Annotated in this window: 13 protein-coding genes; 9 read left to right on the top strand and 4 right to left on the bottom strand. The window is 45.3% G+C overall.

Features of this window, described 5'->3' with window-relative positions:
• Positions 1–169 precede the first annotated feature (169 nt).
• Complete coding sequence (locus tag H6A12_RS10965; protein WP_204447822.1) at positions 170–2,191, top strand: CehA/McbA family metallohydrolase; 2,022 nt, start codon at positions 170–172, stop codon at positions 2,189–2,191.
• A 172-nt stretch (positions 2,192–2,363) separates the two neighbouring features.
• Here H6A12_RS10965 and H6A12_RS10960 read toward each other — a convergent pair whose 3' ends face one another.
• From H6A12_RS10960 to H6A12_RS10950, 3 genes are all read right to left on the bottom strand, one after another.
• A complete protein-coding gene (locus H6A12_RS10960) occupies positions 2,364–4,598 on the bottom strand; it encodes a DUF5703 domain-containing protein (protein ID WP_204447821.1) in 2,235 nt (744 codons plus the stop codon).
• A gap of 78 nt (positions 4,599–4,676) precedes the next feature.
• Positions 4,677–6,146 carry a ribosomal protection-like ABC-F family protein gene (gene abc-f, locus H6A12_RS10955; RefSeq protein WP_204447820.1) on the bottom strand — a complete coding sequence of 490 codons (1,470 nt, stop codon included), beginning with the start codon at positions 6,144–6,146 and terminating at the stop codon, positions 4,677–4,679.
• 383 nt (positions 6,147–6,529) lie between these two features.
• Positions 6,530–8,782 carry a transglycosylase domain-containing protein gene (locus H6A12_RS10950; protein ID WP_204447819.1) on the bottom strand — a complete coding sequence of 751 codons (2,253 nt, stop codon included), beginning with the start codon at positions 8,780–8,782 and terminating at the stop codon, positions 6,530–6,532.
• Between the two features lie 204 nt (positions 8,783–8,986).
• Between H6A12_RS10950 and H6A12_RS10945 the strand changes: the two genes are divergently transcribed.
• The 6 genes from H6A12_RS10945 (at position 8,987) to H6A12_RS10920 (ending at position 14,315) form a co-directional block, all read left to right on the top strand.
• Positions 8,987–9,313: a hypothetical protein gene (locus tag H6A12_RS10945; protein WP_204447818.1), complete on the top strand. Its 327-nt coding sequence runs from the start codon at positions 8,987–8,989 to the stop codon at positions 9,311–9,313.
• A gap of 128 nt (positions 9,314–9,441) precedes the next feature.
• Complete coding sequence (locus tag H6A12_RS10940; RefSeq protein WP_204447817.1) at positions 9,442–10,725, top strand: galactokinase; 1,284 nt, start codon at positions 9,442–9,444, stop codon at positions 10,723–10,725.
• Positions 10,726–10,761: 36 nt separating this feature from the next.
• Positions 10,762–11,787, top strand: a complete 1,026-nt coding sequence (locus tag H6A12_RS10935) for a glycoside hydrolase family 18 protein (RefSeq protein WP_204447815.1) — start codon at positions 10,762–10,764, stop codon at positions 11,785–11,787.
• A gap of 370 nt (positions 11,788–12,157) precedes the next feature.
• Positions 12,158–12,535 carry a TnpV protein gene (locus H6A12_RS10930; protein ID WP_204447813.1) on the top strand — a complete coding sequence of 126 codons (378 nt, stop codon included), beginning with the start codon at positions 12,158–12,160 and terminating at the stop codon, positions 12,533–12,535.
• A gap of 193 nt (positions 12,536–12,728) precedes the next feature.
• The gene (locus tag H6A12_RS10925; RefSeq protein ID WP_087390610.1) at positions 12,729–13,451 is read left to right on the top strand and encodes a hypothetical protein; all 723 of its coding nucleotides are present in this window, start codon (positions 12,729–12,731) and stop codon (positions 13,449–13,451) included.
• A gap of 264 nt (positions 13,452–13,715) precedes the next feature.
• Positions 13,716–14,315, top strand: coding sequence for a DUF5104 domain-containing protein (locus H6A12_RS10920; protein ID WP_204447812.1), 600 nt, complete (start codon positions 13,716–13,718; stop codon positions 14,313–14,315).
• 159 nt (positions 14,316–14,474) lie between these two features.
• Here H6A12_RS10920 and H6A12_RS10915 read toward each other — a convergent pair whose 3' ends face one another.
• Positions 14,475–15,494, bottom strand: a complete 1,020-nt coding sequence (locus H6A12_RS10915; protein WP_204447811.1) for a uroporphyrinogen decarboxylase family protein — start codon at positions 15,492–15,494, stop codon at positions 14,475–14,477.
• 141 nt (positions 15,495–15,635) lie between these two features.
• Here H6A12_RS10915 and H6A12_RS10910 point away from each other — a divergent pair, with 141 nt between their 5' ends.
• Together H6A12_RS10910 and H6A12_RS10905 are read left to right on the top strand one after the other, a co-directional pair.
• Positions 15,636–15,986: a hypothetical protein gene (locus tag H6A12_RS10910; RefSeq protein WP_204447810.1), complete on the top strand. Its 351-nt coding sequence runs from the start codon at positions 15,636–15,638 to the stop codon at positions 15,984–15,986.
• Positions 15,980–16,516, top strand: coding sequence for a helix-turn-helix domain-containing protein (locus H6A12_RS10905; protein ID WP_204447809.1), 537 nt, complete (start codon positions 15,980–15,982; stop codon positions 16,514–16,516). The genes H6A12_RS10910 and H6A12_RS10905 overlap by 7 nt, the downstream gene beginning before the upstream one ends.
• Positions 16,517–16,731 lie beyond the last annotated feature (215 nt).

Raw genomic sequence — 16,731 nt, 5'->3', positions numbered from 1 at the left:
CATTTCGCTTTTATCTATCCATTTTTATTATCTTTTTTCAATAAGCTTCCGAAAAAGCAGCCAAATTGCACTTACAATACAGACAACAATCACGCAAATATATGTCGCATACATAGTCGAGCGAGAACATCTATACTATAATGCACGCAAATATGGTCTGAATGCATCCATGAATGTGTATGACGAGAACCTTCAAAAAGGCGATATCTTCCCGGTTTCCGTGACAATCAGCAATGATTCGGACGAGCCGGTCGAAAATGTCGAAGTATCGTTGGATACACCATATCAAATGTTCTCGCTGGGCAAAGACTCTATCACCATTCCTGAAATCCCGGCGAAAGAAAGCAAAACGGTAGAATTCCAGGTACTCGCGCTCGAAGGCGGCCGCGGATTGATCAAATCCAATGTCACTGCACCAAACGACATTGCCCTTGCATTCTCCAAGGCAGTTTCCATCGACGGCGAAGGATATTATGCCGGTGATAACCACACTCACTCCACAAACAGTGACGGTTCGGGCACGATTCGCCAAAACGTTGACTCCGCATATGAGGATAAGCTCGTCAACTGGCTGTACAGCACCGACCACAATGCGATTTCTCAAAAAGCGGAAACAGAAGCAGAAACAAACCGTTTGCAGGGTGATTTCATCAATATCACCGGCACGGAAATCACTTCTTCGGGCAAAGGCCACGCGCTGGCATACGGCGTTGACTTTATCCCGGAATACCGCATCAATCAGAATGTGAACGGAAAAATCTGGACATGGCAGGACACCATCGATCAGGTGACAGATGCCGGCGGCATTTTCTATGTGGCACATCCGAACTACCCGGGACTTCAGTTCTCCGATCCATACGGCATCAAAGGCTACAGCGGCATTGAGGTTTGGAACGGATTTTATCACGCACTTGACGCAGACCAAAACGTGAACACCTTTGCATTCGAGTACTGGGACAACGTCAACCGCATCGGTGAGCAGAAGTACTTCGGCATTGCAAACTCTGACGGCCATAATCCGGGAAAAATGGCTGATCCGTACATCAAAACGGAAATGGATGTCCTCTCCTATGACAACATCCAGGAAATCCTCGCAAACGGCAGCTATTACGGTTCGAACGGTCCGGAACTGCGCTACAACATCGAAGGTGTCGGCATGGGCGAAACACTGAATGTTGACGGTGCGCAGAAAGTGGATTTCAACATCACCGCATTCGATCAGAACTATGATCTGAAAAACGTCAAACTCATCAAAAACGTTATCACCGGAAGTGCTGATGACGGCGCACAGAAAGAAGTGGTATACGAAGTTGATCTGACCGGAAAAGGTGTCAAAGAATTCAGCGAAACGCTCTCTTTGGAAGTCAAACCGAACGAATTCTACCGCATCGAAGTCATCAGCGAACAAGGTACAACCGGCAATGGCGGCAAAGGTGAAGGACAGAGCCTCGGCTTTGCATTCTCGAACCCGATCTGGACCGGTCAGGCAACTCAGAGCAACGCAAAAGATATCAAAGAAATCCGTTATGAAGACGGCGAAGTCATTGAAACAATCGGTGAAAACACCGTTATCAAAACAAACGGCGCATTCGATTTGGAAAAACTGAATGTCACCGTTTCCGACGGTGCATCGGTCACCGCCTCCTTTGCAGAAGGAAAAGACGGCAGCATCGATCAATCCTCTGCTGTCACTGTGACTGTCACAGCAGAAGACGGCAGCCAGAAAACAAGCACACTGTTTGTGCTCGAGGGCGACGAAGAAGAGACCCCGGATACACAGCAGCCGACCCTGACCATCGACGGCGAAGTTCCTGAAACAGCCGTTGTCGGCGAGACCGTCACGCTTCCGGATGCATCCGCAAACGACGAAACCGATGGCGCACTGGATGTAACCGTTACAGTAACCGATCCGGCAGGCGCAAATGTTGCGCTCAAAGACAACACGTTTGTTACGGCAAGCGCAGGTACATACACCGTCACCTATCAGGCGGAAGACGCAAGCGGAAACAAAGCGGTTCAGTCCTTCACCATCAAAGCGGAAGAACAGGATACCGAGCCAACACCGGACGAAGGTGAAACAATCCCTGACACCGACGATTCGCAGCCGCTCGCATTGCTGAGCGCGCTTCTGGCGGCAGCTGCAGCAGGCGGATTGGTTCTCACAAGATATTTCCGTAAAAAAGCAAAATAATAAAGGCAATGCTCTTCCCGATTCTCTCGGAATGAATCGTTTTTACAACTGACAAAGATATTCTTGATCGTCGCTGCACTGCTGCACGGCGATCTTTTTTATTTCCTTTTCGGTTTTTTTAAAAAATGAACCCGCCATGATTTATCACGGCGGGTTCGCTGTTTTTTATTCATTATTGATGCAAGCAGTCGATAACGGTATACTGTGCGGCATCTTCGCCGGCCAGTGTATACTGCAATGTTCCGTTTTGATATACGGATTCAATCGTGATGCCGCCCTCCAAATGAAGCTTAAATGAAACATCCCATTCGTTTGGCCATGCCGGCAATACATAGATTGTATTTTTGTATTGCTGTACCAGCATATCCTGCAAACCGATCATACCGCTGCCGCCCCAGTTGTGATCCGGCACCCAGTCGTGACCCGGACCCCAAAATGCCGGGAATCGTCTTGGACCGTTCTGCAGTTTCTTGGTGTTGATTTCGCGCGCTTCTTCGGTCAGACCCATCCGCGCGGTGAAAATGCCGTCCTGATGCCAGCTGATGTAATCCTTTTGCCCGTCCGGCACATGATTCCATGTATGAATCACTGTCGTGAGGTTCTCACGGCCGATGCCGTACTGCTCATACGGAAATACCGGATACAGTTCCGGAATCTCGAAATTGATGCATCCCGACCAGAAATCAGCCGGTTTGATACATTTGCCGCCGTAAATATCCACTGTCGGAATCTCCGGCAGATGTGAAAACAGTTCCTCATAGTATGCGCAGTCGACATACTGCGGCAGTGCGCACAGTTTTTTTACGACCGCGCGCAGTCCGCTGACTGCGTCCGTCGGATTGACTGCGTTTTTATACGTTTCGAGCGCAGTGGACGGCGAAATGAACAGCTTGCCGTTTTCGTCGTATTCGGACATGGTGTTTTCTTTGTAGATCTGTTTGTAATGCTCAAAATAAAACCGGACACAGCTTTCAATCAGCGGAATATACTGCTTGATATCCGCTTTTGTATATTCATGATATTTTAAAATCATATATGAAAATTCAAGCTGTGTGCTGTATTCATACCGCGTCCATGGACCGCGCAATTCTGCTTTGTCAAAGTGCTTTGGCCGGTGATGATTTTCATCCGACGTATTGTCAAAGCCATAATTCCACCAGATCGACAGTCCCGTGTTTTCAAGCTGCTCGCAGAACGAACAGCCCTCGTGTCCCCAGTATTCTCTCGTGCGGATTTCAGCATTCGAAAGCAGGTTGTTATAAAAATCGAACTGCGGCGCCATCATGTCAAAATCGCCTGATTTGAGCATCGGCCAATAAACCAGACGCTGATTCTGTGCGGTAAATGCGCCGCCGCCCCACATGCGAAAATCCGGTGTTTTTCCGCGGTGACGCTCATCTACGCTGAAGCACGCATCGGTAGTAAACAGTCCGCCATTGAATTTCGTCGGATATTTGCCGTATGCGTTGCATCCGAGCATATACCGAAACAGCGTATAGTTCCTTGCAAGTGTGTATCCTGTATCGGTTTCGCCTTTTTCGTCATTGATCGCGATATAGCTGCGGTCAAAAAAGTCTGTCCACCATTTGACTGCCGTTTGTTTTGCGTCCGCCGCAGATGTCATCGCACAAAGATGTGACACAAACGTTTCTGCCTGCGGTGTCTGTTCGCTGTGCAGGAAAATGCTGAAATGATGGGTTGTCTTTTCTGCCGAACGAAGCCGGTAGCCGCGATACGGAACATCCGCATAGCTTCCCTCATACTCTCCCGTAAACGTGCAGTCTGTACCTGTCAGTCTGCCGCCAAAGATCAAGTCCTTTTGACAGTTTATGAGCTGATCTTTGACATGGCCGAGTCCCTGTGCATCGACAGATTTATCAAACACAAGCTGATCATTTCGGTTTTGGTGATAAAAGAGCACTTCGCTTTCTTTTGCCGTCACTGCATCCGGGTAAGTATAAACATCCTCCGGGCAAGACACAAAGCTGGATGCCGCCATCCGTTCTTCGCCACAAAGCGGACGCACATGAAGCCGCCAATTTTCATACGAAACGTTCACGGTGGTTTCCTGTTCGGATACCACATCCACATGGCAGACCGGCTGTGTGACTTCAAACCAGATATTCACCTGCACATCATCCCCTGTAATCCACACAGAACCGTCTTTCAGCGAAAGCTGCTGGCGGAATGTGTGCACAAACGGATTCTCTTCAAAATGTATGCGGATTCGTCCGGCTTTCAGCATCTGATTGTTTTCATCAAAATGACCGCTTCGATCCAGATAAAACAAAATATCGTTTTCTTCCGTCCAGACACTTGCCCCTGTATCAAAGCCGCCGCAAGGCATTGCCTCTCCTGAATGCTTGCTCTGCGTATTCCATATAACATCATATTGACTGACATCCATATCGGTCACCTCTTCGGTATTTTTTTGCCTATTTTAAACCATTCAAACGAGAGATGCAAGAGCAAAAACAAACTTTTTTCAGGACAGCATTTGCATTTTTGTGGCAATCTGTTCGGCAAATGCGCGGTCATGCTCGACAAAAATCATTGTCGGATTTGCCGTCTGCAAAAGCGCTTCAATCTGCATTCTCGAATAAACATCAATGTAATTCAGCGGTTCGTCCCACAAATAAAGATGCGCTTTTTCACAAAGGCTTGTTGCAATCAGCACCTTTTTCTTTTGTCCCTGCGAATACCCTTGCATTGGCTTTTCAAACTGTACCCGTTCAAAATCAAGCTTTCTTAAAATCGTTTTAAACAGCGTTTCGTCAACACCCGTCTCCAAAATCCATTCGGCGAGCGTTCCCCGCAAAAACGATGGGTCCTGCGGAAGATACGAAATGATAAGCCCTGATGCACAGGAAACCGTGCCGGCATGCGGAATGTTCTGTCCCAAAATCAGTTTGAGCAGACTGCTTTTCCCGCTGCCGTTTTTACCGGTCAAGCAAACACGTTCCCCCTGCTCTACCGCAAACGAAACCGGCTCACAGACGGTATTTTCATCATAGGAAACAGAAACATCCGAAACCGTCACAAGTGTTTTCTTATGATGTGTCAGCGGATGAATTTTCAGCGCTTCGGCTTTTTCTGTATTTTTCAAAAGCGCGGCAGTCTGTTCGATCGCGCGTTCTCTTCGCTGTGCAATCGCCTTGGCTCGCTTCATCATCTTTGCGGATTGATGCCCGATATATCCTTTGTCTGCCGAACCGTCGCCGTATTTTGACGCTTCGATCTGATCCGACCAGTTCGATGTTCTGGCAACAGATTTGCGCAAACGTGTGATATCATGCTGCAGCCGCTCGTTCTGCTTTTCTTCAAACTGCTGCTGCCGCGAAAAGTTTTCCCACCAGGAAGAAAAATTCCCTGCCTGTACGTCAATCGTCGTTTTGTTGATCGACAGAATGTGATCGACACAATCATCCAAAAACGCGCGGTCATGCGATACAAGAATATATCCTTTCTTCTGGTGCAGATATGACGCAACCACCTGCCGGGCATGCAGATCCAAATGATTGGTGGGTTCGTCGATCAGCGGAAAATGACCTTCATTGAGGAAAAATGCCGCCAAAAGCGCTTTTGTCTGTTCTCCGTTTGACAGTGTACAAAATGGCCGCCATAACACCTCCGGCTCAAGTTCCAAATAGGAAAATTCCCGCAGCAGTTCCCATTCCTGTGCTGTCGGGCAGATTTCATTTAAAATATCGGTCGTCATCCGGCTTTTATCCTCAATCGGATACGGAAAATAGTCAAACAATGCGGTACCGGTAATCGTTCCGGTATAGGGACACTGATGCTGCAACAGGCGCAGCAGTGTTGTTTTTCCGCGTCCGTTTCTGCCGATGAGTCCAAGTTTCCAGCTTGTATCAAATTGGAAGCTGCAATCCTCAAACACGTTATCATAGCTTCCCGGATATGCGAATGTCACATGATCAAATCGAATCATTGCCATATGCTCATCTCCTTCATTTTGCTGATGTTACATAAAAACAGAGCTGCAAGAATGACTTCCTGCAGCTCTTCACATCACAAACAGACCATTTCTTACAAAACGGACAAATTGCATATGGAACAGGCGTTACAATGAATTCATTTCTTGCATCAACACAGCCAAACAGACAGACTTCTCCCCTCATTTTGCTGTGTTCTCTTTTGATTTATCTGCAAGAAATAGAACTCATTTTTTCACCTCATTATCTTTTTTGCTTATTATAGCACACCAAAAATCGAATCGCAAGCTTCAATTATCTGATTATTTAAAAACGCATGAAGTCACTGCTCAAACGTAACAAAAAACTTCTTTGTGCAAGTATACACAAAGAAGTTTTTGTATCGTTATTGAATTGCTGAAACCGTCGATTGCTCGGAATCGGACGTGGACTGCGCACCGTCATGACCGGTGCATACTGCCGGTATGTTCGATTCACGGAAATAGCCTGTTTTTGTTGAAGTACAATCGCTTCCTGCAAGCAATCCGGTCTCTGTGCAGTAACGTTCCTGAACAACGCCTGTCATATTCAGATCAAATTTCTTGCTCGGAAGATCCTGCTGCACCGATTCCATCACCGTTTTCCACAACGAGATATCGTGACGTCCCATTTTATTGCTGATTGCGGAGTTATCGTCAAATCCATAGCGAATGGATGCCACATAATACGGTGTGCAGCCTGCAAACGCCAAGTCAATGTAATCGTTTGACGTACCCGATTTACCGACAACCTCCCATTTGGAAGACGCCGCACGCGCGCCGGTACCGCCGTTGTTGACAGCTTCCCAAAGCATCCGGTTCATAACGGTTGCCGTATCCGTGGAAATGACCTGTTTTTTCTCGCGCTTTGTATTGTCGAGAATTACTTTGCCGCTCATATCTACAACTTTTGTGTAGGTGGTCGGCTCAACATAATAGCCGCCGTTTCCAAACATCTGATATGCCGCTGTCAATTCGACCAGGTTCGTCGCCGCACTGCCGAGCGCCATGCTGTCCTCACCAATCTGGCTTGTATCTTTCACAAGCTTCGAAAATCCCAATTCATCTTTCATGAATTTGTAAGAATTATCGACACCGAGCGACTGCACAAGCTGTACCGGAATTGTGTTGAGCGAGTTTCGAACTGCATCAACAATCGATACCGGACCATTGTATTTTTTGGAATAGTTGCTCGGCCACTGACGTTTTTCGCCTGTTTTCGGATCGGTGATTTCCATAACCGGTTCATCCATCATCACAGTTGACCAGGTAATCAAGTTCTGTTCAAGCGCCGGTGTATATGCAGAAAGCGGTTTGATTGTAGAACCAAACCCGCGGTATGCCATGGTCGCGCGGTTAAAGCCGCGTGCCTGGTCTTTTTCACCGCGGCCGCCGATCAATCCGCGTACATTTCCCTCATAATCCATGATGACCATGGAAGCCTGCGGCATCGTTTCTGAGTTATACGGACTTGCATTAAAATTGTCATCATTTTCAAAGATGGCTTCCATGCGCTGCTGCGTCTGAATCTCCATGGTGGAGTAGACTTTCCAGCCGCCTGTATACAGTTTTTCTTCCGCATACTCCTCAGTATAATCATACTGCTCTACGAGATCGTCAATGACATCCTCGATCACAGCATCCACAAACCAGCTCTGCTTGTTGGTTGTTGTTTCCTGTTCCTCTTCCGATTCTGTATTCGACTGATCGACTGTGACAACCGGTGTATTGATTGCTTCTTCATATTCTTCCTGCGTAATGCGGTCAAATTCAAGCATTTTTTTCAAGCAGTTGTCGCGGCGTGTTTTGTTAGCTTCCGGATTGGAGATCGGATTATAATTTTTGGGTGATTTTGTAATAACCGCCAAGGATGCACATTCCGCAAGCGTCAGTTCCGACACATCTTTTCCAAAATACAGATTTGCACCCGCCTGCACGCCAATCGTGTTAAAATGCAATCCTGCAATATTCAAATACGCCTCAAGAATCTGGTCTTTTGAATAGTTGCGCTCTAAATTCATCGCCTGCATGATCTCTTTGATCTTCACTTCAACCGTACGATTATAAATATCGCCGTTGATATTTTTTACAAGCTGCTGTGTAATCGTTGAGCCGCCGAACCGGTCGCCGCCCGATCCGATATGGAACAGATTCAAAATCTCATTGAGCACCGCACCAAACGTTCGTTTGAAGTCAACACCCTCATGCGAATAAAACCGTTCGTCCTCAAAATACACAAACGCATCCTGCAAATCCTGCGGAATCTGCGAAAGCGAAACCCATTCCCGCTTTGCACCGCGGCTTATTTGCTGAACCACTTCATAATCGCCCTGTGCATTGATACCGAAAATCGTACCCGAATTGCTCATCTCCACTTCAGAGAGCTGAATCACCGGTTCAGAATCAACATATTGAAGTACATAAATCGTCAGTGCCGTTCCTACAATACATCCCGTAATCACCATGACAAGAAACGATGTAAGAAGAACTTTTCCGATGGTTGCAAAAATAGTCTTTGCAACGCGCTGCCCTTTTGTAAGCGGCTTTTTCCGGCGTTTTTTGACAGGTTTTCCTGTACGCACAACGCGCTGTACAGGTTTGTTACTGTTTTTACGCTCCATATAACAAGAATCCTCCTTTATCTTTATTACGACATGATTCTTTTTTGATTCAAGCATGACACGACATGCGCATTTTTGACCATTATAGCACACTTGTTCCGGTTTGTTAAGCCAAAATTTAGATTGTTCACACTTTGCTTATGAATAAACAACATTCTGTTTGCCAATTCTAAGGGAAAAGAATGATGCGAAAGGTGGATTTTTATGAATATTAAGGCATATCGAATCGGTTTATTAACCGCATTGATTGTTTTTGTGCTTATCATTTGTATTTTGCTGATCACACTGCCGTCTGCCGCAATCAAACCGCAGCCCGCAGAACAAACAGACACTTCTGTACAATCCGTGTACCTGTTAAAAGAATACAACGGATGGATCGGCGCATTTGCTCCCGGAGAAACCGAACCGTTTTACACGCTCGAAACACCGTTTTCTGTTTTGCCTGCTGCTGATCAGTCTGCACTTTTATCCGGTATTGAAGCGGACAGTAAAGAGGAATTGATGCGGCTGATTGAAGATTTTGAAGGATAATCGTCATATTTCCAAATATCATGATCAAATTGCCTGTTGTTTTTATTACGATATACAGATTTTTGTTGACTTTTTCTATGTTTTTGTTGTAAACTGGAATTGATTTTAACGACCCTCGGAGGATTCCTATGAATAGTCAATCACTTTTAAATGCATGTCGTAATAAACAGCTTGACCCTGTTTTTGCTTCTGTTTATGGCACATCGGATCTTTGCGCTGTGCATGATCGCTTTTGTGCGCTGATCGAAGGATTTATGCATCACTTCGGCGAAGCGGCAGATCTTTCTCTGTTTTCCGCACCGGGCCGTACCGAGCTGATCGGCAACCACACCGACCACCAAAACGGATGTGTCATTGCAGGTGCAGTATCGCTTGACGCAATCGCTGCCGCTGCGCCGTGCGCTGAACCGGTTATTTCGCTTGTTTCGGAAGGATATGCGCCCATCCAGGTTTCACTCAGCACCCTTTCGCCGCAGGAATCGGAGAAAAACACAACTGCAGCACTCATCCGCGGTGTTGCCGCAGAAATGGCAAAACGAGGATATGCTGTATCGGGCGCAAACATCTATGTGTCGTCGAATGTATTGAGCGGCTCAGGTCTCAGCTCCTCCGCATGCTTTGAAGTGCTGATCGGCTGCATTTTGAATGAATTTTACTGCGGCGGCGCACTGGACGCGCAGACACTTGCAAAAATCGGACAGGTTGCCGAGAACGTCTTTTTCGGAAAGCCAAGCGGCTTAATGGATCAGATGGCATGCGCTGTCGGCGGATGCGTCTATATCGATTTCGCTGATCTGTCCGCGCCAAAAGTTGTTCCGATTACATTTTCACCCGATGCGTTTGACTGTGCACTCGTCATTGTAGACAGCGGCGCTGACCATGCTGATTTAACCGACGATTATGCTGCCATTCCGGCAGAAATGAAGCAGTGTGCTGCATTTTTCGGCAAGACACTTCTGCGCGAAGTAAATCCCGATACATTCTTTGATTCTGTCAAAGAACTGCGCACACAGGCAACAGACCGTGCAGTGCTTCGTTCGATTCACTTCTTCAATGAAATTGAACGTGTAAACCTGCTCAAAAATGCAATGGAGGCAAACGATCAACCCGCTTTCTTCCAAACGGTTTTGGAATCGGGACGTTCCTCTTGGGAGCTTCTGCAAAACATTTCGAGCCCCTCACATCCGAATGAGCAGAGTGTGGCACTTGCACTCACATTTGCACAACGCCTGCTCCATGGACAAGGCGCTGTCCGCGTTCACGGCGGCGGTTTTGCCGGAACCATTCAGGCATATGTCCCCCATTCCATGCTCGATGCATTTGTAAACGGCATGGAGCAGGTATTGCATCCGGGATGCTGTCATGTCCTGACGATTCGTCCGGTTGGATGCTTAAAATTTGCAATAGATTAACGTAATAAACGATCTTATTAAGGGAGAGGATATTTTATGAAAAAGCATGTATTCGCACCATACATCATGGAGGATACCGTCAACGACTTGCGCGTCAATGACATTCTGCGCATCACGCATTTAAACATCGCGTTTGGACTTATCCGTGACGATCACACAGTGACCGTTGACCATCTTCAGTACATAGACCGCATCAAAGCATACAAACGCCTGAATCCTGATCTTCGTGTCAACCTTTCCATCGGCGGCTGGGGTGCAGACGGATTCTCACAGATGGCATTCACCAAAGAAGGCCGGGATGCTTTTGTTTCGTCCGCAATGGACATCGTCGAAAAATATGAATTCGACGGGATCGATATTGACTGGGAGTATCCGTGCATTGATTCCGCTGAAATTGCATGCCATCCGTCTGACAAACAGAATTTCACCTTCTTAATGGAAGACTTGCGTGCAGGACTTGACGCACTTTCCCAAAAGACCGGCAAACGCTATGAGCTCTCCTGCGCAGTAGGCGGCGATGCATATTTCATTCAAAACACCGAGATGGATAAGGTCGCAAAAATTGTTGACTACGTCAATTTGATGACCTATGATCTGCGCGGCGGCTTCACCAATGTGACCGGCCATCACACAAATCTCTATCCGCAGACCGGCGAGCCGAACGGCCCCTGCGGCGAACGCACGGTTCAGTTATACTATGATGCTGGCGTTCCATATGAGAAAATGGTATTCGGCGCGGCATTTTACGGCAGACGCTGGGCAGGTGTTGCAGGCGGTGATACCCACGGTCTCGGTCAGCCGGCTTCGAGTGTGGGCAATATCCGGATGGATTTTGATTTGCAGGACCCGCAGGCTGTCGCACAGCATCGGTTCACAAAATTCTGGGACGATCAGGCAAAAGCCGCATATCTGTATGACGGTGCAGACTTCATCTCCTATGAAACACCGGAATCGATCTGCGAAAAATGCAAATTCATCCGCGAGAAACACCTGGCTGGTCTGATGTACTGGGCATACGGCAATCACACACTGTTTGAAGCAGTGGACACCTATTTGGACTAATCTTTCATTCAAACAAGCAGGTCTTAACGCCTGCTTGTTTTTTGTTGCCGCTGTTTTGAATAAACAAAATTGATCGAATATTTCCATAGATTTATTTTAGTAAAATCGATATTTGAATATCAGTAAATTATGACCTTTCAACAGGGGTTACAGTGTTTTAATAAAATCCTCCAAAAGCCTTGAAAATAAAGGATTTATCGCAATGTGTTCGCCTTATCTCTTTATACGGTTACACACAAGTTTACTCTTTCCCTCCTTGCTCATAAGGGCAAATGCAAGGGCAACAAAATCTCATAACAAGATATAACAGAGTGTGGCAATCGGAGAACTGTGATGTATGTGCGAATATATTATAACGGAGGATTTTTCAATGGACAAGTATATTTACGATGATAAAAATGGTCTATGGTATGAACTGCAAGGAGATTATTATATTCCTTGTCTTATCTTACCAGCCGAAAAAGAACAGCCTATCGGTTTGTGGGGACAGCGGCACTTGCGGTATCTGAAAGAATACCACAGAAATATATATACAACGCTACTTACAAGCGGTAGGCTGAATACTTACCTTGCCGATATAGATAAACAAGCACAGGAGCGTATGGAAAGACTTACAGAGCAGATGAAACAGGCGCATGGCATCACAGAGCAGTTAAAGGTGGAAAACGCTTTAGAATGGACACAGAGAATGAATAACATACGAGCGTGTGCAAAGGAGATTGTAGAAAAAGAAATCATCTTTGCATAAGGAGAGCGGTGGGGAGAAATCCCTGCCGCTGATATTATCTATTGCGTCTATTTTTGATTTAGATGAAAAATCCAATATTTTCTGATGTTCAGATAAATGTCTGCGATCACTAAGATTGAATATGGTTAGGTTTTATCGTATAATAACAATAGGTAAACCGTACCGAAGTTCCGTGATTTGAGGAGGATATGTTTTGAAAAAAATAGGAATGATTTTGATGATCCTATTATTATGTACGGCTTTTTCCGGCTGTTCTGAAATAGGTAAATTAGTGCGGGATGTTAATAATCCTGATAATCCTTTAAGCGGAAAAAATACAGATGAACGCATTATAATGTGTCTCGAGGAAGAATATCCAGAACATGATTTTGTGATTGTGGAATCGTATAATAAAGAAAATGATTCAGGAAAATTTCAAGACGAAAATGGAATAGAATTTACAGTACATGGTCTGGTCTATGATAATACATATCATTTTGGATGTAGAAATGACTATTTAAAAGTTCTGTTGGAAAGCCAGGATTATCTAAAAGAGGTAAGTGATATTGCTGAAGAATATGGGTTTAGTGTTGATTATTCAGAGGAAACCATAGGGATTGAAGGCAATGAAAACGAGGATAACTCTGATTCAATAGATAGAATTTTTGAAATGGTACAAAAAATTCTAAACAGCGTTGATACTCCGCAAATTATGTACCCTAAAGAGGCTGGAAGTTTCTCTACTGGTAAAATCAACTACTACAGCATCCCATGTTGGGGACAATTAACTTGTCTATATCATATACAAGGTCATGCAGCGGTAATGACATTTCGTTTTGGAGATGAAAACATAAATGAAGAAACAATTAGAAAAAACATCACAGACGCATTGAAACAAGTTGAAAGCAATATAGAAAATGATAAATCGGATGAATAAAAAACTTAGTAGCAACATTCTTTCAAAAGTGTTTATATGTACGACACCGCCAGCAGTCACACGCTGACGGTGTTTCCTTTATCGGCTGTCTCTGTCAAAGGATTTCTTTCTCTGTCTCGGTTGACTTTTTGCTTTCCCTATGAGTTGATATGTTTTTCAAACCGTCTCATTGCATGAAGTATTACACTTCATTATAATTAGGGTAGGAAATGTCAGGAGAGGGCAAACAAAGATAAAAGGTTGAAATATATGGGAGTAACCGCCATGAAAAGAAACATACTGTGTATTCTACTTCTATTTGGAATTGTTGTTTGTATGACGGGCTGTAATATAAACAACATATTCAAAACTGAAGAAGAGAAAAATGATGAAAAATGCCAGCAAATAATAATGGCGATAGAAAATCACGACGCCGATGCATTAAAAGGACTTTTTTCAGAAACAGCTCTTCATGAAACAAGCGATTTCAGCGAGGGATGTGATTATCTATGCGGTCAATGGTTAGGCACACTTGAAAACTTAGATGTTACCGGTGTTTTCAAACATCCACAGGAAATCGAAAGTATTGGAATCGGTCTGTTATCTCATCATCGTTCGGGCATTGTGTTTCCTGAATATATTGCGTTATTTACCGGTTCTGATGAAGCGCACCTTTCTTTAAAAGAAACCATGCACATTCCAAACGCTCCATGTGAGAAAGAAATCGTCAAAAAAGATTTCGTGTTTTCCGTCAAGGAATCGATCGGTTGTTTTCGGATTATCGTACATCGGTATGCAAAAATGCCGCAATGGTGTACTTATAAAGGTGTGTGCGATGTATTCACTTTGGCGGATCACTTGATTATAAAGCCAAAAGAGAAATAAACATTTCTTTGCGCAGTACATGATCACACAAGATCAAAAGACGGGATCGTTTGAAACGATCCCGTCTTTTTCGTGAGTGCTGCAAAGGCACTCCATTGCATGTTTAATATGCGCCGATTGTTTTAATCAGCGAAACAATTTCTTTCATATCTGCCAGGCTCACTGTATTCGGAATCGAATGATCGGTTGCGAAAATATAGCCGCCTGCTGTTTTAAAATGGGAATCAGCCGCTTTAACTCCGCTTTCAAATCCTCCATCTGATTCCAAAGCAGCGCATTCACACCGCCATGCAGTACCAGACGATCTCCATACGTTTCTTTTAACTTGACAGGGTCCATCCCCGCTTTGACTTCCAGCGGATTGAGCGCGTCCAGTCCGATTTCTGTAAGTTCCGGTACAAACGGCATAATATCACCGCAGGAATGCAGCTGTGCTTTCATTCCTTTGCTGTGCGCCCAGTCAATCGCACGCTGATGCACCGGCTTTAACACTTCACGATAGACTGTTTTGGAGAAGAACTGATTGTGTTTATACCCCATATCGTCCCACCACCAGACGCAGTCGAACCGATAGCCTTCATTCAGCACCATTTCATACAGTGCGATATGCAGATCGAGCATCGTGTTGAACATATCCATGCACCATTCCGGGTCCTCGAGCATGGCGATTAAAATCGTTTCCGTGCCGCACATCCATGAATGCGTCACATCAAATCCAAACCACAGATTGGCCACTTTCCAATAGCCCTCATCGAGCCATTTTTGATAGTTTTCTTTTAAGTAGTTCCAGTTGATGCGGTCTTTCGTCGGAACCATCCGTTTTTTTGCCTCTTCCCAGCTTTCACGGTCGGTCACTGTAAAATGCAGAAATTCCGGCGTGGTATCCTCGCCAATGAGTTCCTTTTGTGTGGCACCCCACTGCGTTGTATAAATCCGATATGTATCGGTGCGCTCTACCACTTTGGCCTCAAATCGCGGTGAATTGTCCGGCTGAAAACGCGCGATTTTATCAAGTCCCAAATAGTCCACATAGGTTTCCCCATCGAATTTATCAGGCATTCCCTCGCGCTTCCAACGGGAGATTGTTCCGTTCCACGGCGTATCCCAAATGGGGATTCTGTCCGGTTCTTTATGGTCAAAAATGAGCTGCATCCGCTGATGTGTTGTAAGCTGCTCCATGAAAACACTCCTTTGTTCTCTGTAATGAAAGTATCATTATCATACACAAAAAAGTGTTTCATTTCTATAATTTTCGTCTTTACAATATAAGAAAAGTATACTATCTTTAAAGAAAAATATTTTCTAAGGAGAGATGTGCATTTGAAACTTGACGACACGCAATTTCGTCCTTCCCTGCTTCGCTATGGTCGATTCACCGGCTATTTTAACGGTCTTGACGAGAAACCAGTCCGTTGGACTAAGCACATCTGCTATGACTATAGATCGAATATTATACCAAAAGCGACGGCGGCGTATGGATTGACGGTAAATTCACGCCTTTTTCCAAAGGGGATATTTCCGTTCGGAAACCCGGTCAATGCGTTGCCGGCGTACCACCGTACAACTGTTACGTCCTGTGTTTTGACGTATGCGGCGCCCGCTATCTCCCCGACGGTTATTTTTTCGGCGATCCCACACATGCACAGCCGCTTTACGATCACCCTGTGTTAAATGCACTCCCTGCAAAGCTCTCCTGTCCGCATGAAGACCGACTCATTGGGCTTTTTGAGGAAATCGAATGGCTTCTTGCCTTACCGGAACAAAACCGCTTAAAAATTAACGCGCTCACGCAGTATCTCATTGCTGATATCGCACAAAGTCAGCGCGATTCCATGCAGTCCTTGTCAAAAACGAACCGGCATATCTTAAAAGCCATCACGTACATCCGGGAGCATTTCACCGAAGAAATTTCCATCAGCGAGCTGATTGCGTCACTTGATCTGAGCAAAGCGTATTTCAACCGGACATTCAAAGAATCCTGCGGACAAACACCGCACCAGCTGATTCTCTCGCTGCGGATGGAAAAAGCCGGCACCCTTTTGCGGATCAGCGATCTTTCGGTCACTGACATCGCCAAACTCTGCGGATTTTCCGATTCGTCCTATTTTACGCTTCTGTTTAAGCGCACACATGGCTGCACCCCGACCGTCTACCGTGAAAACTTTCAAATCACCGCAGACAGCAGCGAAATCCAGCTATGATATAAAAAAAGCTCCTGTTCCCAAAAGCGTAATGTCGTTAGCGAAGTTTTACGCAAACCGAGTGGGATAACAGAAAATACAGCATAGTTAAGATAGCTATGCTGTATCAGTCTGTCGAATAACCCTGGATTTCAAGCGAGATTCAGGGTTAAAAATTTTAATTTGACAAAAAATGCATATATCCCGATTGAGGCACTGTATCGGTGAGAACTTAT

Source organism: Merdimmobilis hominis (assembly GCF_016901855.1).
Classification (GTDB): Bacteria; Bacillota; Clostridia; order Oscillospirales; family Ruminococcaceae; genus Paludihabitans.
This window is presented reverse-complemented; position numbering and strand designations above follow the sequence as displayed.

Coding starts and splice junctions, on each gene's coding strand:
- H6A12_RS10915 (WP_204447811.1), bottom strand. CDS start 15,494: ATGGAGCAGCTTACAACACATCAGCGGATGCAGCTCATTTTTGACCAT.
- H6A12_RS10960 (WP_204447821.1), bottom strand. CDS start 4,598: ATGGATGTCAGTCAATATGATGTTATATGGAATACGCAGAGCAAGCAT.
- H6A12_RS10930 (WP_204447813.1), top strand. CDS start 12,158: ATGGACAAGTATATTTACGATGATAAAAATGGTCTATGGTATGAACTG.
- abc-f (WP_204447820.1), bottom strand. CDS start 6,146: ATGGCAATGATTCGATTTGATCATGTGACATTCGCATATCCGGGAAGC.
- H6A12_RS10935 (WP_204447815.1), top strand. CDS start 10,762: ATGAAAAAGCATGTATTCGCACCATACATCATGGAGGATACCGTCAAC.
- H6A12_RS10965 (WP_204447822.1), top strand. CDS start 170: ATGAATGTGTATGACGAGAACCTTCAAAAAGGCGATATCTTCCCGGTT.
- H6A12_RS10945 (WP_204447818.1), top strand. CDS start 8,987: ATGAATATTAAGGCATATCGAATCGGTTTATTAACCGCATTGATTGTT.
- H6A12_RS10940 (WP_204447817.1), top strand. CDS start 9,442: ATGAATAGTCAATCACTTTTAAATGCATGTCGTAATAAACAGCTTGAC.
- H6A12_RS10920 (WP_204447812.1), top strand. CDS start 13,716: ATGAAAAGAAACATACTGTGTATTCTACTTCTATTTGGAATTGTTGTT.
- H6A12_RS10950 (WP_204447819.1), bottom strand. CDS start 8,782: ATGGAGCGTAAAAACAGTAACAAACCTGTACAGCGCGTTGTGCGTACA.